General features: G+C 68.3%; 26 protein-coding genes. 11 read left to right on the top strand and 15 right to left on the bottom strand.

Annotated elements, in window-relative coordinates; translation table 11 throughout:
• Positions 1-353: 353 nt before the first annotated feature.
• The 4 genes from QSJ59_RS24130 (at position 354) to QSJ59_RS24115 (ending at position 5,430) form a co-directional block, all read left to right on the top strand.
• Positions 354-920 (top strand): ImmA/IrrE family metallo-endopeptidase, encoded by a 567-nt coding sequence (locus tag QSJ59_RS24130; protein ID WP_285762071.1) that lies wholly within the window; start codon positions 354-356, stop codon positions 918-920.
• Between the two features lie 253 nt (positions 921-1,173).
• Positions 1,174-1,434, top strand: coding sequence for a hypothetical protein (locus QSJ59_RS24125; RefSeq protein ID WP_285762070.1), 261 nt, complete (start codon positions 1,174-1,176; stop codon positions 1,432-1,434).
• A 140-nt stretch (positions 1,435-1,574) separates the two neighbouring features.
• On the top strand, positions 1,575-4,883 hold the full coding sequence (locus tag QSJ59_RS24120; protein WP_285762069.1) for a type ISP restriction/modification enzyme: 3,309 nt from the start codon (positions 1,575-1,577) through the stop codon (positions 4,881-4,883).
• A gap of 121 nt (positions 4,884-5,004) precedes the next feature.
• Positions 5,005-5,430, top strand: a complete 426-nt coding sequence (locus QSJ59_RS24115; protein WP_285762068.1) for a hypothetical protein — start codon at positions 5,005-5,007, stop codon at positions 5,428-5,430.
• A 313-nt stretch (positions 5,431-5,743) separates the two neighbouring features.
• Here the strand turns inward: QSJ59_RS24115 and QSJ59_RS24110 are convergent, their stop codons facing one another.
• From QSJ59_RS24110 to QSJ59_RS24070, 9 genes are all read right to left on the bottom strand, one after another.
• Positions 5,744-6,169, bottom strand: a complete 426-nt coding sequence (locus QSJ59_RS24110; RefSeq protein WP_285762067.1) for a hypothetical protein — start codon at positions 6,167-6,169, stop codon at positions 5,744-5,746.
• 204 nt (positions 6,170-6,373) lie between these two features.
• Positions 6,374-7,021: a hypothetical protein gene (locus QSJ59_RS24105; RefSeq protein ID WP_285762066.1), complete on the bottom strand. Its 648-nt coding sequence runs from the start codon at positions 7,019-7,021 to the stop codon at positions 6,374-6,376.
• Positions 7,022-7,028: 7 nt separating this feature from the next.
• Entirely contained in the window at positions 7,029-8,600 is a 1,572-nt protein-coding gene (locus tag QSJ59_RS24100) for a polymorphic toxin-type HINT domain-containing protein (RefSeq protein WP_285762065.1), read from the bottom strand.
• 339 nt (positions 8,601-8,939) lie between these two features.
• On the bottom strand, positions 8,940-9,302 hold the full coding sequence (locus QSJ59_RS24095; RefSeq protein WP_285762064.1) for a hypothetical protein: 363 nt from the start codon (positions 9,300-9,302) through the stop codon (positions 8,940-8,942).
• Positions 9,295-10,830, bottom strand: coding sequence for a polymorphic toxin-type HINT domain-containing protein (locus tag QSJ59_RS24090; protein WP_285762063.1), 1,536 nt, complete (start codon positions 10,828-10,830; stop codon positions 9,295-9,297). The genes QSJ59_RS24095 and QSJ59_RS24090 overlap by 8 nt, the downstream gene beginning before the upstream one ends.
• A 64-nt stretch (positions 10,831-10,894) precedes the next feature.
• Positions 10,895-11,230 carry a hypothetical protein gene (locus QSJ59_RS24085; RefSeq protein ID WP_432707533.1) on the bottom strand — a complete coding sequence of 112 codons (336 nt, stop codon included), beginning with the start codon at positions 11,228-11,230 and terminating at the stop codon, positions 10,895-10,897.
• A 355-nt stretch (positions 11,231-11,585) separates the two neighbouring features.
• Entirely contained in the window at positions 11,586-12,290 is a 705-nt protein-coding gene (locus QSJ59_RS24080; RefSeq protein ID WP_285762062.1) for a hypothetical protein, read from the bottom strand.
• Positions 12,287-12,820: an ATP-binding protein gene (locus QSJ59_RS24075; RefSeq protein ID WP_285762061.1), complete on the bottom strand. Its 534-nt coding sequence runs from the start codon at positions 12,818-12,820 to the stop codon at positions 12,287-12,289. The genes QSJ59_RS24080 and QSJ59_RS24075 overlap by 4 nt, the downstream gene beginning before the upstream one ends.
• Positions 12,821-13,053: 233 nt before the next feature.
• Positions 13,054-13,368, bottom strand: coding sequence for a hypothetical protein (locus tag QSJ59_RS24070; RefSeq protein WP_285762060.1), 315 nt, complete (start codon positions 13,366-13,368; stop codon positions 13,054-13,056).
• Between the two features lie 34 nt (positions 13,369-13,402).
• Between QSJ59_RS24070 and QSJ59_RS24065 the strand changes: the two genes are divergently transcribed.
• The 3 genes from QSJ59_RS24065 (at position 13,403) to QSJ59_RS24055 (ending at position 14,971) form a co-directional block, all read left to right on the top strand.
• Complete coding sequence (locus tag QSJ59_RS24065; protein ID WP_285762059.1) at positions 13,403-13,753, top strand: hypothetical protein; 351 nt, start codon at positions 13,403-13,405, stop codon at positions 13,751-13,753.
• A gap of 131 nt (positions 13,754-13,884) precedes the next feature.
• Positions 13,885-14,748 (top strand): helix-turn-helix domain-containing protein, encoded by an 864-nt coding sequence (locus QSJ59_RS24060; protein WP_285762058.1) that lies wholly within the window; start codon positions 13,885-13,887, stop codon positions 14,746-14,748.
• Entirely contained in the window at positions 14,675-14,971 is a 297-nt protein-coding gene (locus QSJ59_RS24055; RefSeq protein ID WP_349497237.1) for a DUF397 domain-containing protein, read from the top strand. The genes QSJ59_RS24060 and QSJ59_RS24055 overlap by 74 nt, the downstream gene beginning before the upstream one ends.
• Before the next feature lie 285 nt (positions 14,972-15,256).
• Here QSJ59_RS24055 and QSJ59_RS24050 read toward each other — a convergent pair whose 3' ends face one another.
• The 4 genes from QSJ59_RS24050 to QSJ59_RS24035 all read right to left on the bottom strand — a co-directional run bounded on the left by QSJ59_RS24050 (position 15,257) and on the right by QSJ59_RS24035 (position 19,086).
• A complete protein-coding gene (locus QSJ59_RS24050) occupies positions 15,257-15,952 on the bottom strand; it encodes an SOS response-associated peptidase (RefSeq protein WP_432707532.1) in 696 nt (231 codons plus the stop codon).
• A 166-nt stretch (positions 15,953-16,118) separates the two neighbouring features.
• Positions 16,119-17,624 (bottom strand): sodium/pantothenate symporter, encoded by a 1,506-nt coding sequence (gene panF, locus QSJ59_RS24045; protein ID WP_285762055.1) that lies wholly within the window; start codon positions 17,622-17,624, stop codon positions 16,119-16,121.
• Positions 17,625-17,629: 5 nt separating this feature from the next.
• On the bottom strand, positions 17,630-17,953 hold the full coding sequence (locus QSJ59_RS24040) for a DUF997 family protein (RefSeq protein ID WP_285762054.1): 324 nt from the start codon (positions 17,951-17,953) through the stop codon (positions 17,630-17,632).
• Between the two features lie 17 nt (positions 17,954-17,970).
• Positions 17,971-19,086 carry a M20/M25/M40 family metallo-hydrolase gene (locus QSJ59_RS24035; RefSeq protein WP_285762053.1) on the bottom strand — a complete coding sequence of 372 codons (1,116 nt, stop codon included), beginning with the start codon at positions 19,084-19,086 and terminating at the stop codon, positions 17,971-17,973.
• Positions 19,087-19,218: 132 nt separating this feature from the next.
• On the opposite strand from QSJ59_RS24035, the gene QSJ59_RS24030 reads away from it, so the two are divergent.
• The 4 genes from QSJ59_RS24030 to QSJ59_RS24015 all read left to right on the top strand — a co-directional run bounded on the left by QSJ59_RS24030 (position 19,219) and on the right by QSJ59_RS24015 (position 23,917).
• Positions 19,219-20,826 carry a PucR family transcriptional regulator gene (locus tag QSJ59_RS24030; protein WP_285762052.1) on the top strand — a complete coding sequence of 536 codons (1,608 nt, stop codon included), beginning with the start codon at positions 19,219-19,221 and terminating at the stop codon, positions 20,824-20,826.
• Between the two features lie 35 nt (positions 20,827-20,861).
• Positions 20,862-22,184, top strand: a complete 1,323-nt coding sequence (locus QSJ59_RS24025; RefSeq protein ID WP_285762051.1) for an amidohydrolase — start codon at positions 20,862-20,864, stop codon at positions 22,182-22,184.
• On the top strand, positions 22,181-22,939 hold the full coding sequence (locus tag QSJ59_RS24020) for an SDR family NAD(P)-dependent oxidoreductase (RefSeq protein WP_285762050.1): 759 nt from the start codon (positions 22,181-22,183) through the stop codon (positions 22,937-22,939). Before QSJ59_RS24025 ends, QSJ59_RS24020 begins: the two co-directional genes overlap by 4 nt.
• Positions 22,940-23,056: 117 nt before the next feature.
• Positions 23,057-23,917: a polysaccharide deacetylase family protein gene (locus QSJ59_RS24015; RefSeq protein WP_285762049.1), complete on the top strand. Its 861-nt coding sequence runs from the start codon at positions 23,057-23,059 to the stop codon at positions 23,915-23,917.
• A 152-nt stretch (positions 23,918-24,069) separates the two neighbouring features.
• Here the strand turns inward: QSJ59_RS24015 and QSJ59_RS24010 are convergent, their stop codons facing one another.
• Together QSJ59_RS24010 and QSJ59_RS24005 are read right to left on the bottom strand one after the other, a co-directional pair.
• Complete coding sequence (locus tag QSJ59_RS24010) at positions 24,070-25,065, bottom strand: Gfo/Idh/MocA family protein (RefSeq protein WP_285762048.1); 996 nt, start codon at positions 25,063-25,065, stop codon at positions 24,070-24,072.
• The coding region (locus tag QSJ59_RS24005; RefSeq protein ID WP_285762047.1) for a nucleotide disphospho-sugar-binding domain-containing protein at positions 25,062-26,210 on the bottom strand (1,149 nt) is incomplete at its 5' end. The genes QSJ59_RS24010 and QSJ59_RS24005, both read right to left, overlap by 4 nt.

The following is a 26,210-nucleotide window of genomic DNA, read 5'->3' as shown; positions in this document are numbered from 1 at the left end:
TAGGTGTCGCCGAACGCGGCGAAGCCGACCAGGCCGGGGTCGGGCAGGGAGTCGAAAAGAGCGTCCTCGCCGACGCCGAGCGGCCGGATGACGAGATCGGGCACGGGGGTTCCCTCCGGAGGGTGCGAATGGTCCCGGCACGCTTTCTGACCGGAAGCGGGGCGTGCGATCGTCTCGGTCAGGTGTTCCCGCACCGAGCGTTCCGGAACGCGCCGAGGCTCCTGCGGTGGGCACTTGCCGGCAGGCGTGCCGGTCCCCGGAAGCAACTTTTGATTGCGGGGCCCGCGCCCACCCGGACCGCAGTCGTTGCGCCTGTGCCTCGGAGGCGCGGGGAGCCCGCCCGTACGACAGTGATGACCACCTCGCCCGCTTGGGAACGTCGCGTTCCGTCCGACACCCCGGATTCGGCTGAGGACTCTCTCGACGGCCACGCACGCACCGCCAGCGGACCGGAAGCAGAACGCGAGGCCAACCGGTTCGCCGGTGCTTTCCTGATGCCGCGTGCCGACGTCGTGGCACGGATGCCGATCGGCCCCCAGGTCGACCAAATCCTCAAGGCCAAGGGAATCTGGCGGGTGTCGGCCATGGCGCTCACCCACCGTCTGCATGATCTGGAGATGCTCACCGACTGGCAATACGGATCCACCTGTCGCCGACTGACGGAGCTGGGATACCGGTCGGGTGAACCCGACGGAATCAACCGTGAGACCTCGCAGGTGCTGCCCAAGGTCTTCGCGCTGCTGCGACAGAACGGTCAGAGCGCGGCCAGAGTGGCCGCCGAACTGCACATCCCACTTTCCGAACTGAACGCGCTGATGTTCGGGCTGTCCTTCACCGCCCGGACCGGGGCGGGACACGGCAACGAGAACACCCTCACCGCCAAACCCGCGCTCCGCGTCATTCGCGGTTTCGGGTCCTGAGTCCGGCCCTCTCCTCCCGTGGCGTTGAAAAACCGCTCGGCAACGCCTCTGTGGACGGATCGTGGCGCCTCGGCGGACAGTGGCCGAGAGCGGCCACCCACCCTCCTCCTCGTTGTCCACAGACGCGGAGTGGCCGAGCACCGGGTGTCACCGGAAGCTTCTATCCTGACTGCGCAATCAGTACGCGCCTCCTCCCCCACCGGCCCCAGGACCGCCCGAGACGCGCCGTGGCACCCGCGACGAGAAGGCGACCATGACCCCGCAAGAGTTCGAGAAGTTCCTCAACGGCCCGGTGCCCGACGCCTCGACGTGCAGGGACGTCCCTGAATCCGCACTGCGTGGCGACGAGTGCGACGTCCAGACGGCTTACGGCGACGGTCCGTCGCTGTACTGCGGCGGCCCCAGAACGGAGGGCTACACCGTATGCCGGTTCCACCTGTTCCAGACGGCCGTTGAAGGCGGTCCGATCAGCGGTCTCGTCCGAAGAAGGGACGGAAACGGCGAGCAACCTTAAAGGAATGCCTCCTGCCGATCAATAGTCGGGGCCGGGCCGTTTCGCGGCGCACCGACGCCGCCTGATTCGCGCATTGACACATGTCCAACCCCGGCCTGGAATAGGCCCTCTCAGCGAAAACCGAGTGATCGGGGTGGCGCGTGGGTTCGGAGTGGGTCGGTTCGGCGGTTTCGGAGTTCGGTTCACAGTGCGCCGCGAAACTCCGGGAGGGGACCGGCCAGCCCGAAGCCGCGCTGCGCGGCCCCGTCGAAAAGCTCCTTCGCACCGCCGGGGAACACCTCGGGCTCGCCGTGATCGCCCACGACGAGACCCGGCACTCCCCCACCGCAACGCGTCCCGACTTCGCGATCCGGGTGAACGGCGAGGTCGTCGGACACGTCGAACTGAAACGGCCCGGCACGAACCTCGATCCGCAGCGCTTCACCGGCCACAACCGGCGTCAGTGGGAACGGCTCCAGGACCTGCCGAACCTGCTCTACGCCAACGGCACGGCCTGGCGGCTGTACCGGCGCGGCGAGCTGATCGCCGACCTTCGATTCGACGGTGACCTCACCGACCCGTCCGCCGCTCTCGTCCCCCGTGGAACGGACGTAGCGGCGTTCTTCCAAACCTTCCTGGGATGGGCGCCGCCGCCGATCACCACCGCCCGCCACCTGGTCGAGGCAGTCGCGCCCCTGTGCCGCCTCCTGCGGGAATCCGTCCTGGACCAGCTCACGATCGAACAGCGGGCGGTCGCCGCCGGAGCCGACCGCGACGAACAACCGTTCTCGGTGCTCGCGCGCAGTTGGCGCGGGTTGCTGTTCCCCACCGCCGGCGACGAGCTGTTCGCCGACGGATACGCGCAGACCCTCACCTTCGCACTGCTGCTGGCGCGCACCGAGGGCATCGACGTCACGGCGCTCTCCCCGCACCTGGTGGCGCAGCGCCTGGGGGCGAGCAGCACGCACTCGCTCATGGGCCAGGCGTTGAAACTGCTGTCGGAGAGCGCGGTCGACTCCTTCAGGATCACCCTGGACCTGCTGCGGCGCGTGGTGGGAAAGGTCGAGTGGGAGCCCATCTGGGAACGGCGCGACGACGCCTACCTGCACCTCTACGAGTCGTTCCTGAGCGTGTACGACCCGGCGCTGCGCAAGCAGTCCGGGTCGTACTACACCCCACGCGAGGTCGTGGACACGATGGTCCGCCTGACGGGGGACGTCCTGACCACGCGGCTCGGTGCGGCCGAGGGGTACCTGTCGCCGGGGGTGACCACCGTGGACCCGGCCATGGGCACCGGGGCGTTCCTGCACTCGGTCATCGACCACGCCGCCCGCCAGGCCGCCGAGTCCGACGGCCCGGGCGCGGTGGGCGCGGCGATCGGTGACCTGAGCGAACGGCTCGTCGGCTTCGAGATGCAGATGGGGCCCTACACCGTCGCGGAGATGCGCACGGTGGACCTGCTCAAGGGGTACGGCGCATCCCTCCCAACGAACGGACTCCGCCTGTTCGTCACCAACACCCTGGACGACCCCTACCAGGAGGTGACGGCGCTCCCGGGACTGGCGTCGCTGTCGCGGTCGCACAAGCAGGCGAACAGGGTGAAGGCGCAGACCCCCGTCACGGTGGTGATCGGCAACCCGCCCTACCGGGAACGCGCCGAAGGGGCGGGCGGGTGGGTGGAGAGCGGTTCCCCCCAGACCGGCACCGCCCCGCCCCTGGACCTGTTCCGCGCACCGGGGAACGGGCGGCTGGAGTACGTCCTGAAGAACCTGTACGTCTACTTCTGGGCGTGGGCCGCCTGGAAGGTGTTCGAGGCCCACCCCACGGATCGGCACGGCGTCATCTGCTTCATCACCACCAGCGGATTCCTCAAGGGGCCCGGGTTCAAGGGCATGCGCCGCTACCTTCGGCGGACCTGCTCGGAGGGGTGGATCGTCGACGTCAGCCCCGAGGGGATGCGCCCAGACGTGGCGACCCGGGTGTTTCCCGGTGTGCAGCACCCGCTGGCCGTCGCCGTGTTCGTCAAACGCGCCGACACCGCCCCGGACGTGCCGGCCGCCGTCCGCTACACGAAGGTGACGGGTCGGCGGGAACAGAAGTACGAACAACTCAAGGCGCTGACGCTCGACGGGGACGAATGGCAGGCGGTCCGCACCGGCGCGGACGCGCCCTTCCTTCCCGCCGCCGAATCCGCCTGGGACGACAATCCCGCCCTGGACGACCTGTTCTGCTGGACCACCCCCGGCGTGAAACCGAATCGCACCTGGGTCTACGCACCGCACCCCGACCTCCTCGAACGGCGGTGGCGCGAACTGGTGGCCGCTCCCACGGAAGAAAAACGGAAAGCACTTTTCAAAGAGACCCGTGACCGAACCCTGGAAAGCGTGAAGGAACCGCTCCCGGGGACCGTTCGACGGGACGTACCGCTGGGCAGGGACCAGGGCCCGTGCCCCTCCCCTCGCCGTGTTGCCTACCGGTCTTTCGACCGGCAATGGCTCATACCCGACAGCCGCGTCATCGATTTCGCGCGCGCGGACCTCTGGGCGGGCGGCCCCAAGGCAGGACAGGTCTTCCTCTCGGAGCAGCACTCGCAGGCCATCCGCTCGGGGCCGGGGCTCAGCTTCGCGACTCTGCTTCCCGACATGCACCATTTCAAGGGAAGCGAAGGCGGCCGGGTCCTCCCGCTCCTGCACCCCGACGGCTCCGCCAACCTGGCACCCGGACTGCTCACAGCGCTCTTTGACGCCACCGGCCTGACCATCGCCGCACACGACCTGGCGGCGTACATCGCCGGGGTCGTCGCCCACCCGGCGTTCACCGAGCGGTTCGCCGAGGAACTGGTGACGCCCGGCGTCCGGGTCCCGATCACCGCTTCCCCCGCGCTGTGGGCGAACGCCTGCGCGATCGGACGCGACGCGGTGTGGGCGGCCACCTACGGCACGGCCTTCGTGGACCCGGCCGCCGGACGGCCGGAGGGAAGGATCGGCTTCCCGTCGGGGGACCCGAGGCAGCCCAGGAACCTCTCCCCCATCGGCACCGGCCTCCCCGAAACGGTTTCCTACGCCCCGGCCCCGGACGGACAGGGCCGCGTCCGCGTCGGGGAAGGGGAGTTCGGCCCGGTCACCGAGCGCATGTGGTCCTACGACGTGGGCGGCATGAACGTCATCGGCAAGTGGTTCTCCTACCGCAGGGCGAAACCCGGGGGAAAGAAGAGCAGCCCTCTCGACGAGATCCACGTGGAGTCGTGGCCCCGGGAGTGGATCACCGAGTTCAACGAACTCCTCACCGCGCTGCGCCGCGTCACCGAGTTGGAGACCGCCCAACGCACGCTCCTGGACGAGGTGCTGGCGGGGCCGCTGGTCACTCTCGCCGAACTGCGGGGCAAGGGGGTGCGGTTCCCCGTGTCCGCCAAGGACCGCAAGCCCCGCCACAGCCTCGATTCCGTGAGCCAGGAGGGGATGTTCGGCTGAGCCCCGGAACCTCACCGCGAACCGCGCGTCGGCTTCGGACCGCGACACTTCCGGATCGACGAACGCAGGCGTTAACGTCGACAGCGCAATGAGGAAACCACGACGGAAGAAGCGTCGCACGATGACACGGGAATGGTCACCGACTCTCCCGGCCGGAGGCATCGCCCTGGCCGGGCTGTCGATCGTGGGCGACGGCAAGGACCTGGAGATGCGCGTCGACCGGCCGGGACGGACCCGGCTGGTGATCCCGCTCTCCGACGCGGGGGTCAGCACCGGGGAGGGGGTGACGCTGGACGTCCGGCGGATCGACGACCGGTCGCTGTCCCTGGTCTACTCCGCTCCCACCGGGCTTCTCCTGACCGACCTGCACGTCCGGTGGGACGAGGACGAGTGGACCATGAGCCTGCACGACGTCCTGGCCACACTGTTCGGCACCGTCCGTCCCGACTCAAGCCCCTCGCCCCGGTTGGACGCGTGCGTCAGGGCAGAGGTCTCCTTGAGCGCGGGCCTCACCGACCGGCGGACCGAAGAGCAGGGACAGGCTTAGGCGCCAACGGGGAAGCCCTTCTGCCCGGACGCGGTCCCGACCTCGTGGAGGAGTGAAGGAACGGCGCGCATCGGCCCAGCGTGTGCGGCCACCAGCTCGAATGGGAAGTCCGCGCACCCACCCGGGGGTGGACACCGGATGCCGACCCGCAACCGTGGCCGAGTATTCAGCGAAACCAGCCGCTCCGGGCCACTCACGGCACCATAGGGCGACGTGCGGTGGAACGCCGTACGCACCACGGCCATCGGGAACGGCCGCTTCACGGCCGAGGTGGACGCGGCCTTCGCGGAAGTGCGGCCGCCGGTCTTGACGATCAGGATCGATGCCCGGGGATCGCTGTTCGGAGGCCCGCCATGAGCGAGTCGACGACCGGAGCCTCAATGCCCGTGCGCGTGCGCAACTCGGTGTCGCCGAGCCGCCCCCTCACGATTTCCAGCTCTTCGACGATGGCTTCCAACAGGGGAGCCTCCAACGAGAGAACGACCGACCCGCCGTCCGCCCTCTCCAGGTGAATCGACTCACCGGACCGAAAAACCAGTTCGCGATCACCTCCCTCGGCGGCACCTTCGACCGTCCGGCGGAAAATCCCGCGCAGCCCGGGAAGAATTTCGACCAGTTCTTTCAGATCCGATTCGAAAGATTTTCTTGCCACCTGGTATCCGGAAACATTCGGGGACTCTTTGACGAGGCCGAAGAAAGCAGAAAATCCGTCGGACGTGAGCCGAACCGATGCCTCCACCCCACCCCGCCTCCGGTCGAATTCCTCTCGACTGAGCCCATCGAAGCAGACATCTTCTTCTTACGGAACCAGAGACAGTCTTTCGAGCGAACCGGACGACCGCCGAAGACGAGTTCGGCAGTTCCCTCCAGACAGGTGCGAGCACCCCAACACGTCAATGCGGAAAACTCGCCGCTCCGTACGCATAAGCAGGCGAGACGGACATCAGCGATGCTCAGAAAAAGACGAACGAAGCATTGGTTCCTCGACCTCTCCCGAGATCCATCCCAGGACAAGCTTCCTGTTCCGCCTCACCGAAGGGAATGCCTCTCGAAACGCACGAAAAAACAGGCCAGAATTGGTCGAGACGTACCACCCCTCAGCTCGCACATGGATCAGCACATCAAGAGCCGACATGCCGGCCGCTTTCATGCGGGCAATCTCGCGCTTGTCGTCGTCGAACCGGGATTTCGGCTCGATATCGACCCCGTATGCTTCTCGAAACTCGATACAGAAATCCTTTGAAGCGTAAATCGGCGTCCTTCGCAGCCACCATCGGTCTTCAGGAAAACCCAGAAAAGATTCACAGCGCAAGACGACTCGCACCCGGGAGTCGGATTCTTCGATTTTCCCTGCAAGACGTCTTGCCGCATCGTAACCTTCCTCTTCAAGCCTCGGAAGGGTTTCGGCAAGCCGGGTCCGCAGCGTCAGGTCATTGTTGTAATCATCGACATCCCACGGAAAACCATCAAGGCAGTCTTCGGAGAAACTTTTCCAACGCCTCAGTGCTTCAACCGGCCCGATAGGTTCTCTCCAGCCCGATTCCAGGAACAACACGGAGAACGCTTCGTCGAAATCAATAGAACTCGACAAAGAAATCCTACCTCTGACTCTCGTTGTCCATGTAAGCAATCGGATCGTCCGGCCGGAAGAAGTTCGTTATCTTTCCGTTCTGCATAATTCCGAGCCTTCCAGTCGAGGTGTCCAAGCGGAGAATCGCTCCATCTCCAGAACGGACAACTTCTCTTACCCCTTCCCCTTTGGGGCCGCACATCAGCGCGCATGCATCCTGCTGATACCGGTCGAATCCATCGACGCCATTGATTTCATCCTGATATTCCGGCATGTCGGGATCTTCACCGGGACGCTTCCCGTCTCCAAATACGTGCTTGTCGTATTTTTCGTCGAGCTTGGTCATGTCCCAACCACAGTCGCCGTTGTCGTTGTGGACGAGTATCGGTGTCTGTCCGGCGACGACGTGGTAGGTGTGCAGGTCCTCAACGGTGAGGTTGTGGACCTGCTGGTCGGCGACCGTGCGAGTTTGCACCGCGTCGGCTTGGGCCCAGGTGCCGGTGGAGGTGCGCAACCACGAACCCGCCTCCAGGTCGGCGGCGTCGACCCACTGGGCGAGGTCGGGGACCCAGAAGGGGTGAGCATCAGTGGCGGTGATGGTCGCGGTGTGGCCGTCGGTGTCGGTGATCGTGATGTCGACCAGGGTCTTGGCGCCTGAGCCCTCGATGAGGTGGGTGACCGCGCGCGGTGCGCTCTCACCGGTGAGCGGGTCGGTGGCCACCACGAAATCACCCACCTCCACCGCTTCGATGGGTGTGGTCGAGCCATCGGCCATGAGCACCAGGGTTGCGGGGATGAAGCTGTTGGGGCCCCGGGGGCACGAGATGGCGTCCTGGTCGCGGCTCCCCCCATCCGAATCCGAATCGGAGTTGGAGTCGCGGTTGTTGCCGCCGAGGCCGAAGGCCCGGTCGATCTTCTTGCCCCAGCCGAGGAAGGGGATGAACCCGATCAGGGTGTCGCCCACGACCTGGGAACCCGCGTGCAGCCGCTCGCCGTCGTCCCAGTCGGCCTGGGCCTCCTCGCTGACGAAGAGGTCCTTGACGAACCCCCACGGGTCGCTGGTGGCGGCGTCCCAGGTCCCAGTCACCCCGCCCCACACCGAGTCCCACGTGTCAGAAGCCCACTGCCCGGGGTCGTTCCACAGGTCACCGGCGCCGTTCCAGAGTCCTACCGCGCCGTCTTTGACGTCGCCCACGAAGCCCGCGCCGGAGTCCCACAGGCCGCTGCCGATGGCCGAGCCCTTGTCCCAGGTCCAATCCCAGGCGTCGGTGAGGAAGTTCCCCCCACCACCACCATCGTCGTCGTCACCGTCGTTGTTGTTGTTGACGGGGGTGAGTACCGGCGCGCCGCCCTCAGGGGCGTCGTGGCGGGTTTCCAGTGCGGGCACCGTGGCGGGTGAGGACCCTTCGGGTTGGGCCGCCTCGGGGGTGGTGTGCTCAGCGCCCAGGGCGCGGTCCACGGCCTGGGTCAGGCCGGTGCTGACCTGGGTGCCCACATCGGTGAGGGCCAGCGCGGCCACGATCGCGGCCACCAGCAGGAACACGCCGGCGTATTCCAGGGCCGAGGCGCCGCGGTCGGGGTCATGGATCCGTCTCAGCACAAGCCCCTACCCCACAGCATCCGCGCGCCCCTGGCCGGTGAAACCCAAAAGGTGAACGGTAGCAACCAAACGAGAGCGAAAGGGCGGTCGCGGGGTGGCCGCAACCGGACGCCCCCCAACCACTCCAGGCAACCGACCACTACACCCGACAAGCCACCAGCACAACTGAAGAAACCCTGCCCCCACTGGCAGGTCAGTCCGAGAAAGAGCACTGAAGACGTCGAGGTTCTGGGTCCCCTCCAAAACGAGGTTTTACCTGGAAAATCTGCCGACGAAGGCGAGCAAGCGGAGTCCAAGTCCTGACCGATTCGCGTCACTCACGTCTTTCTCCAGGAGGAGTCAAATTTCACGGGATTCACGATTTCTGACCGCTTCGGCGTCCCCCAATGGGGTATTGGCGATCCAACAGGAAGCGCCCTGCGGAAACCAGTCAAGTCTGTCCAGATCTTCTACGACTCGAAGAAGGGCCCCTTCTGCATCGTCAACGCTTTCCGGCCACGACTCGAACCCGCTTTCCCCGAGTTCTCCAACCGTCACCATTCGCCCTTCGAGAAGCAATCTTAAAATCCTGATTGTCGCATTTCGAAGATCTTCTTCGCTCTCCTTTCCCTCTCGCTTCACCAAGGATATAAGTCCATCAATTGGAATCCAATCATCTAATCCTTCATCTAATATTTCAGCAATTATCTCCTCGTCACTCATTTTCTACATGCACTTTCAGTCGGGTTCTATCCGGCAAAAAAATATCTATCGTCTCCCCTCCGGACCTTGATGCGGTCCGCCATTGAATTCTTGTGCCATCGGGGAGCATATAAACATCGGGAACCTTACTGCTCGGCGATTCAATTCTTTCTGCCCCCTCGGTCCACTGGTCAAATTTTATGCGCAGCTCTTCTCCCGTGTTGACCATCCTGACGCTGCTCTGTCTCCCCTGGGGCAAAGACTCGAAGTCAGCAGCCCACTCCCCGCATCCGTCGTTGTGGACGAGGATGTCCACCCCACCGACGGCAATGTAATAGGTATGCAGTCCGGCAACGGTGAGGTTGTAGACCTGCTGGTCGACGACCGTGCGCACCTCCACCGCGCTTGCCTGGACCCAGGTACCGGTGGAGGTCCGCAACCACGAGCCGGGCTCAAGATCAACGGCGTCAATCCATTGCGCCAGGTCGGGGACCCAGAAGGGATGGGCATCGGTGGCGGTAATCGTGGCGACGTGACCATCAACGTCGGTGACAGTGATGTCGACCAGGGTCTTGGCCCCCGCACCCTCGATGAGGTGGGTCACCGCGCGCGGCCCGCTCTGCCCCGTGAGCGGATCGGTGGCCAACACTTCGTGCCCCACCTCCACGAGTTCGATCGGTTTGGTCGAACCGTCGGCCATGAGCACCAGGGTTGCGGGCACGAAACTGTTGGAGCCCCCGGGACACGAGACACCGTTCTCGTCGCGGCGCCCCCCATCCGAATCCGAGTCGGAGCGTCCAGAGCCCCCTTCCCCCGAGCCGGGGGCCTGGCCTTCCGATCCGGGACCGTCGGGTGCGCGGGGTGCTCCCGGCCCTTTGCCCAGCATCTTGAGGATGCGGACGGCCAGCCCGGCACCGGGGATCGCCCAGGTGCCGACCTCCCAGAGGCCGTGCCCAATGATCGCGGACCAGTCCTTGTTGTTCCACGCGTCACGCAACTCGTCGCTGAACAGCAGGCCGACGGGGTCGTTGGCGATCGTGTCGATCAGGCCCTTGAAACTGTCGAGCGGGTTGGTGGTGAAGGCGTCGACGATCCCCTCAAGGTCGTTGAGGACGCTGGTGCCGAACGCCCCGCCCCCTCGTCCGAGGCGGTCGAGGAACACGTCCCAGGCGCCCTCCTCCTCTTCGTCGTCCCGGATATCGGGAAGGGCGTCGTTGAGGAGCGGGCCGTCGCTGGCGGGCACGATCCGGAAACCGGGATCGTCCCCGGCCGGCCCGGAGCCGCCGGAGTAGGTGACCTCGCCGTCCGGCCCCACCGACGCCTGGGGCAGGGGCGCTGCGGCCGCGGGGGCGTCACTCGCCGTCCCCCCGTCGGCCGGGAAATCGGGCTCGTCGAAGACCTGGTCGACGCCGGAACGCACACCGGAGCCGATGGCCTGCGCGATCCCCGCGTTGGCGAGCATCGCGACCATCGAGGCGACCAGCACGATCAGGGCGGCGTATTCGACGATTCCCGCGCCGCGTTCGGGGTCGTGGATCGTGCGGAGCACGGGCGTGCTTCACCGGCCTTGGGGGTGGGGCGGGCAGGGGGTCAGGGAGAACCGTTGGGGGTGGTCAACCGCGCAGGTGCTCGCGGGACTCGCGCCTGAGCACGAGCACCAGGACGAGGATCGGGAGGATGATGCTGGTCAGTCCTTGGATCTCCCCGTTGCCCAGCCGGCCGATCCCGGTGAGGATCAGGAACGCCTGGAGGACGACGATCCCCCAGAACAGTCCGGCGCGGCCCTTGGGCATCCGGAGCCCGAAGAGCAGCGCCAGCACCCCGGGCAGGGCGAGGTAGAGGAGCGCGCCGAACGTCTCCGCGCTCAAAGGGAAGATGAGGAGTCCGCCGACGACCGTCAGCGCGGTGAGTCCGGCGTAGACGAAGAGCAGGATTCGCACTGTCTTCAACGCGCCTGGTAGTGGAGCTCGCACGGTCCTCGTCCCGTTTGTCGGTGAACATTCTCGAAGGCAACATAACTCAGTGGATGGAACCGGTCTCCCGGCGCGAACGGCGCCCCTGGGGCGATCCGCGACACACCCTTCAGATCGCCGAGGGCGCGTCCCTGTTCTGACCAGCACGAACAGGGCTCGCCCGCCCGCCCCGAACCGCGCGGAACGGTCGAAACAGGCATACCCGCTGACCGCTTCCGGCCTGCTGAGGCGGGTGTCCGATGCGCCGTTCCCGTCCCGTGCGGGGGCGCGGCTGCGGTGGCCCCCTGGTGGGTCGGCAGCTGTTCGGGAGCGGCCGACCCACCAAGGGGCGTCAGGCGAGCAGGGTGGCGCAGTGGTGGGCGAGCGCACCGAGAGCGGCGGCCACGGGGTGGCCGGCCAGGACCCACCACCGGGTGCGGCTGCGGGGCCGACGGGGTTTGCGGTGCCGGGGCCCGGCGGGCGGCCGGGCCGGAATCGGTCGGGGGCCGGTGCGAGACCCGGTGCGGCTGTTGTCGTGGAGACCACTGCGGGCGGAGTCGCCGGTACTACGACCGGTGCTGGGATCGGGACCGTTGCCGGAGGTGGCCCTCGGGCGGGGTACCGGCCCGGGGCGCGGTCCGGCGGGGGCGGCCATCCAGCCGGGGAGGGCGCCGTGGTCACGGCGGTAGGCAACGCGGGGATTGTCACGGAGCTGGTCGAGGAGGTCGCGTTCGCGATTACCGGGGCGGCCGGGATCGGCCCGATGCTCCGGTTGCCGGATCGTGGCGGCGGAGCGCGCGGGGTGTGGGCGGTGCCCGGAGGCGGCACTCGGCCCGGGACGGGTGGGCGCGGGCCGCCTGTGGACGGACCGGCGTGGAGCACCGTCCCCGGTGGGCGCGGCCGTGGCCGGGGGAACCGGCCCGGTGACGGGGTGGGCGAAGCGGTGGCCGTGCGGTGCCGCGAGGATCGCGCGCACGCCTTCGGCAAGCCGGGCGCGCAGCGGGTCGTCCTCGGCGCGGAAGGGCACGGGACGGGATGCGGTGGACGCGGTGCTCATCGGGTCCCCTCCGAAGCGGTGGTGTCCTGCGCGGGGCGGGTGCCGGTGGTCGCGGGCAGGGCGAACTCGGCCCAGGTGACGGTGCCCAGCGCGAAGCCCAGGGGCGAGGCGACGACGGGTCGGGTGCCCCACGCGGTGGCGAGGGCCCCGACGATGAGCAGGCCCCGGCCGTGTTCGGCGTCGTCCCACTCGGCCGGGGTGCGCCGGTGCGGGATCTCCGGGAGGGTGTCGTCGGCCCCGTCGTCGATGACGGCGACCCGCACGGCGGTTGCGGTGGTGGACAGGGTGCGCACGACGCGGCCGTCGTGCCCGCCGGAGCGGGTGTGCGCGACGGCGTTGGCGAACGCCTCACTGACGCACAGCACGACCTCTTCGGCGAGTTCGGCGGGGACACCGGGCAGGGCGGCGAGGTCGGCCGCCAGGTCGGCGCGCACGCGGGCGGTGTGGGCGAGGGTCCCGGGGTAGACGCGCGCGGGCCGGTGGTGGTCGTGGGCGGACGCCGGGGCGGGGGTGTGCGGCACAATGGTCATGTCGGCATTTCCTTGTGGTCAAAGGGTTGTGGATGTCGGCCGTGCTCTGGGGGTGCTGCAACACCCGCCAGGGCTTTTTCGTGCGCCGGGTCGTGCCCGGTAGGGGTGAGGGCTCGCGGCCGGGAGCCGGGTACAGCGGTGGGACCGGCGGGCTGAGGACCCGCAGGAAGGGGGAGCGGCTGCCTCTCCTCCGCCGATCCGGGGCTTGCGCGGTCGACGGGTGGAGGGGGTGGTCAGTCGCTGCCGCAGACCACGGTGCGGCTCATCAGGACGCGGGCCCCTTCGGGCAGGGGCGCGGTGTCGCCGTGGTCCAGGACGCGCAGCCAGACGTCGGTGCGGGGCGAGTAGAGGTCGTGGCGTTCGATGGCCTCCCACAGGTCGTGGGGCAGCGGAGCGCAGTAGCAGGCACAGTGCTGGTTGAGCCCGGCATAGCGGGGCGAGCGCTTACCGGCCAGCGAGATACCGGTGTCCTCATCGACCTCGCCGCCCTTGACCACCTGCACGGTGGTCACCGAGACGACGACCCCGTCGGGGAGGGTGATGGTCATGCCAAAACTCCTTGATCGGTGAAGGGGGTCGGCCGTGGCCGTGCCCTGGGTGGGGTACGACATCTGTCAGGACTTCTGGATGCCCCGGACACCAGCGTTTCCGGAAAATGGAAGGCTCGCGACCACGGGTCTGGAGCAGTACCGCCTGAAAAAGGCCGTACGCGATGGAAGCGAACAGATCGCCTGGACAAGACGACTCTCTGTGCTCGGGCAAGAACGCGCGGGCCGGAACGAAACCGATCCAGGCTGTCGGTTGTTCGATGCCGCCGACTCTTGCCGCGACGGGCAGAATCAACCGCTTCCTTCGGTGTACAGGCACGACGTCCCCCAGATGCCGAAAACAGAGGCGCACCGCCACTGGCCGATGTATCGTCTCATCAACTAGGACCATAGTAACTATGAACTTCATAGTTTTGAAGTCGTAAATATTTATGGGCAATATGTCTGATTCCATGATCGCGTGTTCGCACTAGCATCGAGTGAGCAACCGCCAGTCCCACGGCGAACAGGAGTGCTATGGCCGCGAAGCAGCCGCCCTTCCCCACCATCGGGAAGCGTCAGTTGGCACGCGAGTTGAGACGACGCCGAGAGGTCGCCAGACTGACACTCGATCAGGTGGCCACGAGACTCGACTGGGCCAAAACCAAGGTCCACAACTACGAAAACGGCCGCTGGACTCGCGGCAACCTCACCGATCTCCGAGCTCTTCTCGACCTGTACGAGGTCACGGACCAACGCCTGCGGGAATCACTGGAAACGCTTATGCGCGAGGCGAAGAAAAAGGGATGGTGGGTTCAGTACGGCGACGCTTTTGATGGAGCCCTGCCTGCTTTCGAAGACGAGGCATCGCAGATCAGCACATACGAACCCGAGTTCATACCTGGACTACTCCAGACTCGGGAATACACAACAGCAGTTTTGAGCAGATACCCTTTCATCCCTGCCGCTGACGTCAAGCAGAAGATCGAAGCCAGGATTCAGCGACAACAGATCCTGACACGCGGATCGCCACTCACTTCGGTATTCGTGATCGAAGAAGCCGCGATCCAGCGCCTCATCGGTTCACCCGACGTTTTCAAAACCCAGTTGGAACACCTGATTGGCGTAGCAGAAGACACCGACAACACCGCCTCAATCCAGATCATGCCGCTCCGGTCCGGCCTCCACGCGGGCATGGGAGGATCGTTCGTTATCCTGGACTTTGCCGACGACTACGATCTGACGATCGTCTGCACCGAGGCAGCCAGCCGCAACGCCTACCTTGAGAGCAAAGAGGAGGTGGCACTCCACCGGACCCGGTTTACTTATGCTTGCGGAGCAGCACTTTCACAAGAACAATCCATTCAACTGTTTAAGAGTCTTCTTAAACAGCACGCCTGAAACACAGCGAAGGCCAATATTCATGCATCAGCCCTCAGCCCAACACACAGCAAAGTTCCGAAAATCTAGCCACTCCAGCGCTTCCGATAACTGTGTTGAGGTCGCTGACTGGCAGACCGGCTCAGCCATCCGCGATACTCAACACCGCGAGCACGGCGCACTAAGCTTTCCCGCTGCGGAGTGGCGCGCCTTCATCACCAGTGCCAAGGACAGCGCCCTCTGAGTAAACGACAAACGCCCTCGCTCCCACCGTCGATACGATGACGGAGGCCGCGGACAGCGCTTTCGGGGACCACCGGCGGTGTCGCGACGCGGCCCGTCCCGTTCCTCCCCTTCCCCGAAATTATTGACGGCCCGGTCCTTTCACAGTCGGCCGCGACGACCTCTGGCGTCTACCCCATGACGAGAAGACACCTCGGACCGTTCTCTTAGCCGGCGCCACGGCCACCGTGGAACAGGTCACCGGACAACCCGCCCGGGAAGGCACCGGAAGCGCCCCTCCCCGGTCTCACCCAACCGGTTCCACCAGTCCGGGCCCGTTGTTGCGGACCGACCCCACGGCCGGGCCGACCCTGCGGGGCACCAGGTGCGGAGCGGGGATGGCGTCGACGAGGCCCCGCACCTCCTCCTTGTCGGTGACTCCGGGGTCCAGCCAGGCGTCCACCATGTCCGGCGGCACGATCCTGGGCGTGCGGTCGTGGATGTGGCCGAGGGCGTCGGTGGCTGGCCCGGTGAGGATCGTGCAGGTCCACAGCCACCGGTCGGGGTCGTCGTCGGCCTTCTCCGGGACGGGCCACCGTTCGTACAGTCCGGCGAACGCCAGCACTCCCCCGTCCTCGGGGTGCAGGTAGTAGGGGACCTTGGTGCCGCCGGCCGTGGACCACTCGTAGTAGCCGTCGGCGGGGACCACGCAGCGGCGCCTGGCCGCAGCGGCCCGGAACGACGGCTTCTCGGTGACGGTCTCGCTGCGGGCGTTGATCATCCGGGAACCGATCCCGGGGTCCTTGGCCCACACCGGGACCAGGCCCCAGCGCACGTCGCGCAGCAGGCGGCGGGGGGCCGCGCCGTCGGGCCCCTCGGCCAGGTCGAACACGACGCGCACCGACTGGGTGGGCGCCACGTTCCAGGAGGGACGCCACCCTCCGTCGATCCGGTCGTCCACCTCGAAGAGGGCGACGAGGTCTTTGTCGTCCCGGGCGCTCACATACCGTCCGCACATGGCTGCGGTCCTACCCGGGGCGCCCCCGCGCACACGCGGGCCCCCGCCGCCCGCGCCGGACGGAGCCGACATCGCCCTCCTGTCAAGGACAAGGTCCCGGTCAGGAGCGCAGTGCTCGCTCCTGACCGGGACCGTCCTGTTCGCGGGTGGGTCAGCGTGTGGAGTGCACGGCCTCCCCCAGCTTGTCGATCTCGCGCTGGGTCCCCCAGAACTTCACGAGGACCTCGCGCCGCGGCCGTGGCCCGAAGTAGCTGCCCAGCAGGAACAAGGTCAGGGCGACCGCCGAGGACGTGGCGATGGGGAACATTCCCAGCGCCAGTTCGGGCACCCAGAAGTTCACCACGGTGTACCAGGACATGCCGCCGATCATGCCCAGTGCGGCGCCCAGCGCGTTGGCCCGCTTCCAGTACAGCCCGAGCACGAGTGGGAAGAAGAACGCGACCTCCAGCCCGCCGATCGCGTAGATGATCAGCAGTTCCAGGTAGTCGGGCGGGTCCATGGCCAGGTAGAGGACCAGGCCGGTCAGGCCCAGCGTGGTCATCGAGGTGATGGTGGAGGTGCGGCCGTCGCTGACCCGCGGGTTGACGTAGGTGACGTAGAGGTCGCGGATGATGGTGCCGCTCACGACCAGGATCATCGCGTCGACGGTGGACATGACCGCGGCCAGCGGCGCGGCGAACAGGATGCCGGCCACTCCCTCGGGCAGGACTTCGATGATCGTGGTCGGCAGCGCGAGGTCGCCGACCGCCATGTCGGGCTGGTAGAAGCGCGCCACCATGCCCATGGTGAGGAAGCCCAGGGTGATGACGGTCATGACCAGGGGGCCGACCTTCATCGCGGTGTGCACCGACTTGGAGTCGCGGTAGCTCATCGCGCGCACCGCCAGGTGCGGCAGGACACCGAACATCAGCCCCAGTTGCAGGGAGTAGGAGGCGATCATCATCGGGGTGAAACCGGCCGGTCCGGGCAGGGTGAACAGTTCCGGGCTGGTGCTCATGACGTGCTCGTTGACCGGCCCCATGCCGCCGGCCGCCACGAGCAGGGCCACCCATACGACCACCGCGCCCGCGACCATGATGATGCCTTGGAGGACGTCGCTGACCGCGTCGGCGAGGAATCCTCCGAAGGTGGTGTAGATGGCGATGACCACAGCGAGGGCCACCAGCAGGAACGTGTAGTTGGCGCCGGTCGCGGCCTGGAGGAGCCGGGTGCCGCCGACGAACTGCGGAACCATGTAGGCGGTCAGGAAGACGACGATGCCCAGCGAGCTGAGGATGACCACGAACGGGCTCTCGTAGCGGTGGCGCAGGACGTCCACGATGGACAGCGCGTTGAGCTTGCGGCCGAGGATGGCGAACTTCTTGCCCAGGACGGCCAGTGCGATGAAGGCCGTGGGGACCTGGAAGATCGAGACGAGGATCCAGCCGTAGCCCTGCCCGTAGACGAGGCCGGGACCGCCGATGAACGTCCCCGCGCTGGCCGCGCTGGCCAACAGGGTGAACATCAGCAGCAACCAGCCCAGCGAGCGGCCACCCATGTAGTAGTGCTCGGTCTTGGCCCCTTCGGCGACCTGCCGGCGTTTGCGGTAGCTCCACCAGGCGATGACCATGAGGAGGACGACGTAGACCAGGATCGGGATGATGACGCCCCAGCGCATTGGGACTACCTTTCTGCCGGTTCTGCCGGTTCGCCGCCGTCGGCGGAGAGGGGGACGTCGGTGAAGTACCGGTGGACGAGGAAGTAGGCGATCGCGGAGAACGCGAAGCAGGTGACGGGAACCGACCAGAAGAACCAGGTCGGGAAGCCGAGGATGAACGTGAGCTCGTCGGCGCTCTTGTTGCCGCCGAGAATCCAGGCGGTCGCGGTGACCGTCACGGTGAAGGCCAGCCAGTAACCGAGTGCGATCATCAGCTCCTTGCCGGCGACGCGGTAGCGGGGGTCCTCCTCGAAGGACGCCTCAGGCGACGTGACTTCGGTGTCCGACATTGCGGCTCCTATTCAGTTCAGGACCGGGTGAGCGGCCGCCGGGCGAGTCCGGTGACCAGGGCCGAGACCAGGGGGATGCGCTGCTGGGTGGCGGGGAGGTCCACCCATTCGTGGACCGCGTGCGGCCCGCCGCCCACGGCGCCCAGGCCGTCGAGCGTGGGGACGCCCAGCGCGGCGCAGATGTTGGCGTCGGAGATGCCGCCCACGGCGGTGGACTCCGGGGGCGGCTGCCCGAGTTCCGCCGCGTGTTCGGTGACGCGTTCCAGCAGGGCGGCCGCGGAGTGCTTCTCCATGGGCGGCCGGTTCTTCCCGCCCTCCACCACGACGTCGACTCCGCCCTCGGTCGCTGCGAGGTCGCGGATGCGGTCGTCCACCCGTTCCTGGTCGGTGACGGTGCCTGCGCGCACGTCCAGGTGGAGTTCGGCGCGGTCGGGAACGGTGTTCACCGTCTGCCCCGCGCTGGCCAGGGTCGGGGTGACGGTCACCCCCCGATCGGGGACGTTGAGCCGGACCGATTCCGCGACCAGGCCGGCCATGCGCACGAGTGCGTTGCGGCCCTTGTGCGGTTCCAGTCCGGCGTGCGCGGACCGGCCCTGGAAGCGCAGCGTGTAGATCGACCATCCCTTGCGGGCGTGTTTGAGCGCGCCGTTGTCGCCGGCCCCCTCCAGGACGAGCGCGGCCTGGGCCGCGCGGGCCTCCTCTTCGATGAGCTCCCAGCTGGCGCCGGACCCGATCTCCTCGTCGCCGGTGACCAGGAACGTCACCGGAACGTGCGGATCGAGGCCGGCGAGTGCGTACAGCCCGACGAGTAGGCCGGCTTTCATGTCGAACACGCCCGGCCCGGTTGCGCGCCCGTTGTCGACGGTGAAGGGGCGGTCCAGGGCGGTACCCAGCGGCCAGACGGTGTCGCGGTGCCCCAGGAGGAGCACGCGCCCCGGTGCGTCGGCCGGTCCCGCGCGCCACCTCAGCGCCGAGGGGCCTCCGGGCAGCGGAATGCGTTCCGGGGCGATTCCGGTGATCCGTTCGCCCAGCTCGGCGAGCCGGTCCCCGCACTCCTCGACCGCGGGAAGGTCTGCGGAGGGCGACTCCGTGTCGACCAGCGTCTTCAGCGCCGCTGCGAAGTCGTGGTTCATGGACGGTCCTCCTTGCCGTTGACGTAATGGACAGTGTCAGGCAGGGATGACCTGGTCGTAATGATCCGTTGGTATGAAGAAGTGCATGGAGCTTGTCGTCCACGACAAGGGGTGTACATGCAGGGTCCACGGTTGAGCACGGTTGTCGACGCACTCGGGGCGACGGTTCTCTCGGTGTGGGCGGACGCGCCGGAGGGAGACGTGCGCTGCGCCGACGTCGTGATCCACGAGGAGTCCGCCGAGTTCGCGGCGGGTCCGGGAGACGTGCTGCTCGCAGTGGGGGTGGACGCCGAGCGGGCGCTGCTGCTCCTGGAGCAGGCGGCCCGGTGCCAGGTCGCGGCGGTGGTCGTGCGCAGGTCCGCCGCATTGAAGAAGCAGTTGAGTGCGCCCGCGCGCCGAGCCGGCGTCGCCCTGCTGGGGTTGTCCTCGGACATGGGGTGGGCGCAGTTCACCGGCCACCTGCGCGGTCTGCTCAGCACGACCGGCGCGGACCTCGACGGCGAGTCCCCCGGGCCGCCGTCCCGGGCGCTGGCCGACTTCGCCAACGCGCTGTCGGAGTCGGTCGGCGGGTCGGTGATGATCTTCAACCCCCAACAGGAGGTGCTGGCGTTCTCCCGCCTGGCCGAGTCCGACGACCCGATGCGGCGCCAGGCCGTGCTGGATCAGCGGGGACCGTCCTGGTACCGGTCCCGGTTGCGCGAACGCGGCGTGTACCGACGGTTGTGGCGCAGCGACGAGGTCGTGGAGATTCCCGCCGAGGTCGAGCAGGGGGTGAGCCGGCGCATCGCCGTCGCCGTGCGCTCCGGTGAGGAGATCCTCGGATCGATCTGGGTGGCGGAGCGCGGCGCGGAACTGGTTCCCGACGCCACGACCGTCCTGCACCGCTGTACCTCGTCGGCCGCCCAACACCTGTCCCGGCTGGGCGCGCGGACCCAGACCCGGCGGCTGGCCGCCGAGGCGGTGGCCCGCCAATTGCTCAGCGGCGACTCCGACGACGAGGCCGTCGAGTGGCTCGACATCGATCGCGGCCAACCGGCGGCCGTCATGAGCTGCGTCTTCGTCGACGAGCACCCGCACGATCCGCGACGGTTCGCCGATCTGCTCTCGGTGCATCTGCCGGCGCTCGGCTGCGTGGCGGTGCCGGTTCCGGCGCGGGGCCGGGTGGACGTCCTGCTGTGCGGGTTGGCCGGCCGGGACTGCACCGTACTCGCCGCGGCGGTCCGCGAGATCGTGGAGCGCGCGAGCGCGGTGCTCGGTTCGGAGGTGGTCGCCGCGCTGGGGCCGATCGTGGCGGATGTCGCGCGGGTCCCGGAGTCACTGGCGGAGGCCGGCCTCATCCTGCGCGTGTTGGGCTCCCGGGGGATCGACCGCACCTGCGTGGTGCGCTCCGCCGACGTGCGCGCCGCAGTGGACGTTCTCGCCCTGGCCGACATCGTGGGCAGCAGTCCGCGATTCAGCAGCGGTCCCGTGCCGGAACTGTTGGCCTACGACCGCGCCCACCACAGCGATTACACCGCCAGTCTCTCGGCGTACCTCGACTCCCTGGGTGACGTCATCGCCGCCGCGCGGGTGCTGCACGTCCACCCCAACACGCTGCGGTACCGGCTGCGCAGGATGCACGCCATCTGCGGAATCGATCTCAACGACCCGGAGGAGCGTCTCATCGCCGCGCTGCACCTGCGCGGGGCCGGTTTGGACCATGCGACAACAGGGAGCGCCAAAGGTCGGACCGCGGTCTGAATACCCGGACGGCCCCCGCCACGGATACTGACGGTATGAGTACCGCGGCACGCCTCAAAGAGCACGCGTGCGCCGCGATCGAGCGCAATGCTGCCGAGATCGAGGCGTTCAGCGAGGATGTCATGCGCCACCCGGAACTCGGTTTCGCCGAGTTCGCAACCGCCGCGCGCTTCGGTGCCCGGCTGGACCGGCTCGGGCTGCCCGTGCGGACCGGACTGGCGCGCACCGGCGTCAAGGCGGTGATGCGCGGACGCGGCCCCGGTCCGTGCGTGGCGCTCATCGGTGAGCTGGACGCCGTGAGCCTGCCCGCCCATCCCCTTGCCGACCCGGCGACCGGCGCGGCGCACGCCTGCGGGCACAACGCCCAGTTGGCGTCGGTGGCCGGGGCCGCACTGGGCTTGTCGGAGGTCATGTCCGAACTGGACGGGACGGTTGTGCTCCTGGCCGCCCCTGCCGAGGAGATGGGCGATGCCGGCCGGTACTTCGACACCGCACCGCACGAGGGCGTGGAGTTTCCGGTCGGCAAGGCCGAACTGTTGCGCGTCGGCGCCTTCGACGACGTGGACATGGCGTTGCTGGTGCATTCGGGACGCGGGGGCGGTCCGCGCTTCTCCGTGGGCGACTCCCTGAACGGGGCCGCTGTCGTGCGCGCACGGTTCCACGGCCGCTCGGCGCACGCCGGGTCGAGCCCGTGGCTGGGGGTCAACGCCCTCAAGGCCGCGACCACGGCCGCCCACGCGCTCGATGCCCAGCGCGAGACTTTTCCCGACGACCACGACGTGCGATTGAACTACCTGCTGTCCGGCGACGACGGAACCCTCGGCTCCGTCCCGGCGGTGGCGACCTTGCAGGTCATGGCCCGATCACGATGTACCGACGGCTTGCGGGGGGCCGTGGCCGCGGTCACCCGCGCGGCACGCGCAGGGGCGCTCGCCCTGGGGGCACGGGTCGAGATCGACACCCTGTTGGGTTATCTGCCGCTGACGTCGGCGCCGGCGCTGGACGACATCGTCGAGCGCAATGCCCACCGGGTGGTCGGCGCTACGGGGGCCACGCGCGGGCGGCACCTCGGTGCCTGCACCGACATGGGCGACCTCGGCCATGTCATGCCGGTCTCCCACCCCTACTCCGGGGGCGCGGTGGGCGGCCACCACAGTGTCGACTACCGGGTCGAGGACCACCGCGCCGCGGCGGTCGAACCGGCCCGCTACCTGGCGGACACCGTCATCGACCTGCTCGCCGACGGCGCTTTCGGGGCGCGGCGCGTGCTGCGGGAGGCGGGACCGCGCATGTCGGTGCCGGAGTATCTGGCGCTTCGCCGGGCGATGAGCAATCACGAGATCTGGGAGGACGCGTGAACCGCACAGTACTGGTGACCGGGGCGACCGGAGGGATCGGTGCGGCCGTCGCGTGCCGCTTCCTCACCGACGGGGCGTCGGTGGTCCTCAGCGACCTGGACGAGGAGCGGTGTGCGGAGCTGGCTGACCGTTTGGACGCACCGGGGCGCGTCCAAACGGTCGCGGCCGACATCTCCGGGACCACGGCGGCGCGTGACTGCGTTCGGCGGGCGTGGGAACTTGCCGGGGGGTTGGACGTCCTGGTGAACGCCGCCGGGATCTATCCGAGCCGGCAGTTGCTGGAGATGGACGACGCCGAGTGGCGCCGTGTGCTGGGTGTCAATCTCGACGGTCCGTTCGCGCTGGCCACGGAGTTCGCCCGAATGCTGGTGGCGGCGGGGCGGCCGGGTGACATCGTCAACATCACCTCCGGCGCCGGGGAGCGTGCGCGTCGCGGGGCCGGGCACTACTGCACGTCGAAGGCCGGGCTGACCATGCTCACCAAGGCATTGGCCCTGGAACTGGCCGAACACCGTATCCGGGTCAACGCGGTATCCCCGGGGTTCATCCCGGTGGACAGCGACATCAATCCGCTGCGCACGGAGTATGTCGACGCGATCGAGGCCGCGCGCCCCTGGCCGCGGTCGGGCACACCGGCCGACGTGGCCTCGGCCGTGTCCTACCTGTGCTCCGCGGATGCGGAGTGGGTCACCGGGGCTGCGCTGAGCGTCGACGGAGGCGCGGGGGCGGGGAGTGCCGCGCTCCCGCTGTCCTGACACCGGACGGGGCGACTTCTCCTGGACTTTCGTGGCCTGTGGTGCGGCCCGGTGGAACGAATCGAAAAGCGACAAATAATTACATAACACACAAAAGCCCCAACGAGAGGAGGCGGGATGCCCGCCGGTTACGTCTGCCTGACCTTCGACTTCGACGCACTGTCGGTCTGGGTCGACCGGGGCCAGCTCACCCCCACCCCCCGCTCCCGGGGCGAGTTCGCGGCGGTGGCGGTGCCCCGGCTGCTGGATCTGCTGTCGCGCCGCAATATGACGTCCACCTGGTTCGTTCCCGGACACACCGCGCACACCTATCCGGAACTGTGCCGCGCGATCAGCGACCGGGGACACGAGATCGCCCTGCACGGTTACGCGCACGAGAACGTCGCGACGATGACCGAGGAGGTGGAACGGGATGTGCTCGACCGGTCCATCGCAGCACTCACCGAGGTCACCGGGGCCCGGATCCGCGGATTCCGCGCACCGGCGTGGGACCTTTCCGAGAACACGGTGACGCTGCTGAACGAACGGGGCCTGCGCTACGACAGCAGCATGATGGGCCACGACTACGCTCCCTACCGGTGCCGCACCGGTGACCGGGTGGACGCCTCGGGCACCGTGTGGGGAACCCCGACCCCCCTGGTGGAGGTCCCGGTGAGCTGGACCCTGGACGACCTCCCCCACCTGGAGTTCCTGACGTCGCCGACCCGCACCCTGCCCGGACTGCGCGACCCCGCGGAGATGTTCGCCAACTGGGAACTGGACCTGCGCTACATGCTGCGCGAGACCGAGCAGGGGGTACTCACGGTGACCTTTCACCCGCAGGTGATCGGCAGGGGGCACCGGTTGCTGCGCCTGGAGGAGTGGCTGGACCGGATCTCCGCGCACGACGTGGAGTTTCGCACGGTCGCCGAGATCGCGGACCTGGTGGCGGACGGCACGGAACTGGGGCGCCCGAAGGGCAACGGCCCCTCCCACTGACCGACGGCGCCTCCGGCCCGACTGTCCACGCGGCCGGGGGTGCCGTCACAGCCGGCCGGCGACTCCTCGGGGCGACCGACGGCGCACCGCGGTAGTGCCGTACCGCGGCGCGGGTGGGGCCGCACCCGTCCGCGACGCCGCACAAAGTGCCGTCACCGGGGGTCCCGGACGCACTCCCGGACGTCGTCGAGGAGTCGCGCCAGGGCGAGGGTGTCGGCGGGGTCGTGCCGGCGCGGCCCCACTCCCCGCACATCGGCGGCGAACGCGTCGAGGGTATTGCGGAACTGGTGGTCGGCTTTCAGGACCCGTTCCCCCGCCCCGTCGGGCCCCTGTATTTCCAGCACCGGGGCCAGGGTCTCGGGCGGGGTGAAGGCCCGGTCCAACCGGAGCGCGCCCTGCGCGCCCCAGTGGTCGTAGGTGTTGCGGTAGTGCATACCGAACCCGAAGGCGAGCTGTGCGGTGGCGCCGTCGGGAGCGGCCAACAGGACGCTTCCGCCCAGGTCCACACCGGTGTGCTCGTCGTAGCGGAGCGCGGCTCCCTCGACCCGCAGGTCCGGACCGAAGAAGTACTGCGCCGCGCGGAGCGGGTACACCCCCACGTCGAGCAGGGCGCTGCCGCCGAGCTTGAGATCGTTGCGGATGTCGTCGGGCTCGCGCGCGGGCACCCCGAACTCGCTCATGAAGGCGTGGACGCGACCGATCGCACCGGCCGCCAGCAGCGCACGGACCTCCCGATGCTGGGAATGGTGGGGGAAGGTGAAGTTCTCCGCGAGTACGAGGCCGTGGCGTTCGGCCAGGGCGACCAGCTCCGTCGCGGACGCGTATCCCGTGGTCAACGGCTTCTCCGACAGCACGTGCCGCCCGGACAGCAGCGCACTGGTGATCCACTCGTGGCGCAGCCCGACGGGAAGCGGCAGGTAGACCGCATCGATGTCGTCGCGATCGAGCAACCGCGCGTAACCGGTGACCGCCTCGCAGTCGAAGCGGCGCGCGAACCGGTCGGCCTTGTCGGGGTCCCGGCTCGCCACGGCCACCAGTTCCACGGAGCGGGTCGCGGCGACGGCGGGCAGCGTGCGCCGCCACGCGATGTCCGCGCAACCGAGCACTCCCAACCGCACGGGTGCTTCTGCGTTGTCGAGCCGGGTCATCGTGGTTCTCCGTTTCCTGAACGCTGGGCGAGCGGCCCGGGCGGGCGGCCGGTTCCCCCGACGACACCGGCCGGGACGTGGTTCCCCTTCCCGCCAGGGGCGGGACCGGACCGTTCCCGGGCCAGCAGGCACAGCTGTCCGACAACCTCGCCCGGAGCCGGCATCCCGAGCATCTCCGCGCTCAACCGCCTGCTTCCCTGCGCGAACGTCCGTTCCGTCAGCAGGCGCGCCACGTGTTCGCGCACGTTCTGACCGGTCACCTCCTTTCCCGGGATGGCGAGCACGGCCCCCTGGGCCGCGAGCCGTCGGGCGAGCAGCGGATTGTCGAACCAGCTCGGCACGATGAGCTGGGGCACCCCCGACACGAGTCCGTTCAGCACCGTCCCCCAGCCCCCGTGGCTGATCATGGCGTCGCAGGTGGGGACGAGGGCGTGGAGGGGGACGTAGTCGACGAGGCGGACGTTGCCGGGAACAGGACCCAACGCCTGCTGCTGCTCCGCGGGGAGGGTGGCCACGATCTCCGCGTCGAGTTCCGCGAGTCCCGCCACCACGTCCCCCAGGGCGACCCCCTCCTCGCCTTTCGCCCGCTCGCTCACCGTCGTCCCCAGGGTGAGGCAGATGCGGGGTCGGTGGGGTGGGGTGCGCAGCCAGTGGGGGACGACGGCGCGCCCGTTGTAGGGGACGTAGCGGGTGGGCAGGTAGCGCACCCCCGGCGAGCCGTCCACGCGCAACGACGGCGGGACGGACTCCACGGTGGCCTGGCCGTGGACGAGTTCCTCGTCGTAGTCGAGGCCGTAGCGTGCGGCGAGGCCGGCGAGCCAGGCGGCGAGGGGGTCCTCCTGCTGGTCGGGGGGCTGCTCGCCCATCCGCCGCAGGAACAACCCCCGCATCCGGGAGAAGATGTCCGCGCCCCACAGGAAGCGGACGTGGGCGGCCCCGCAGGCCCTGGCCGCGATCGCCCCCGCGTAACTGACCGATCCCCAGATCACCAGGTCCGGGCGCCACTGGCGGCACAACGCCACCAGGTCGTCGACCATGGGGTCGTTGACCATGCGCCACCACCACGGCACCACCCGCCGGTAGCCGTCCCGGAGGTACTCCCAGGAGATCTCCTCGGCCGGATCACCCGCCCGACCGAACGGCGG

Source organism: Nocardiopsis ansamitocini (assembly GCF_030268225.1).
GTDB lineage: Bacteria > Actinomycetota > Actinomycetes > Streptosporangiales > Streptosporangiaceae > Nocardiopsis_D > Nocardiopsis_D ansamitocini.
The sequence above is the reverse complement of the archived record's forward strand: the minus strand, read 5'-3'. Positions and strand labels throughout refer to the sequence as shown.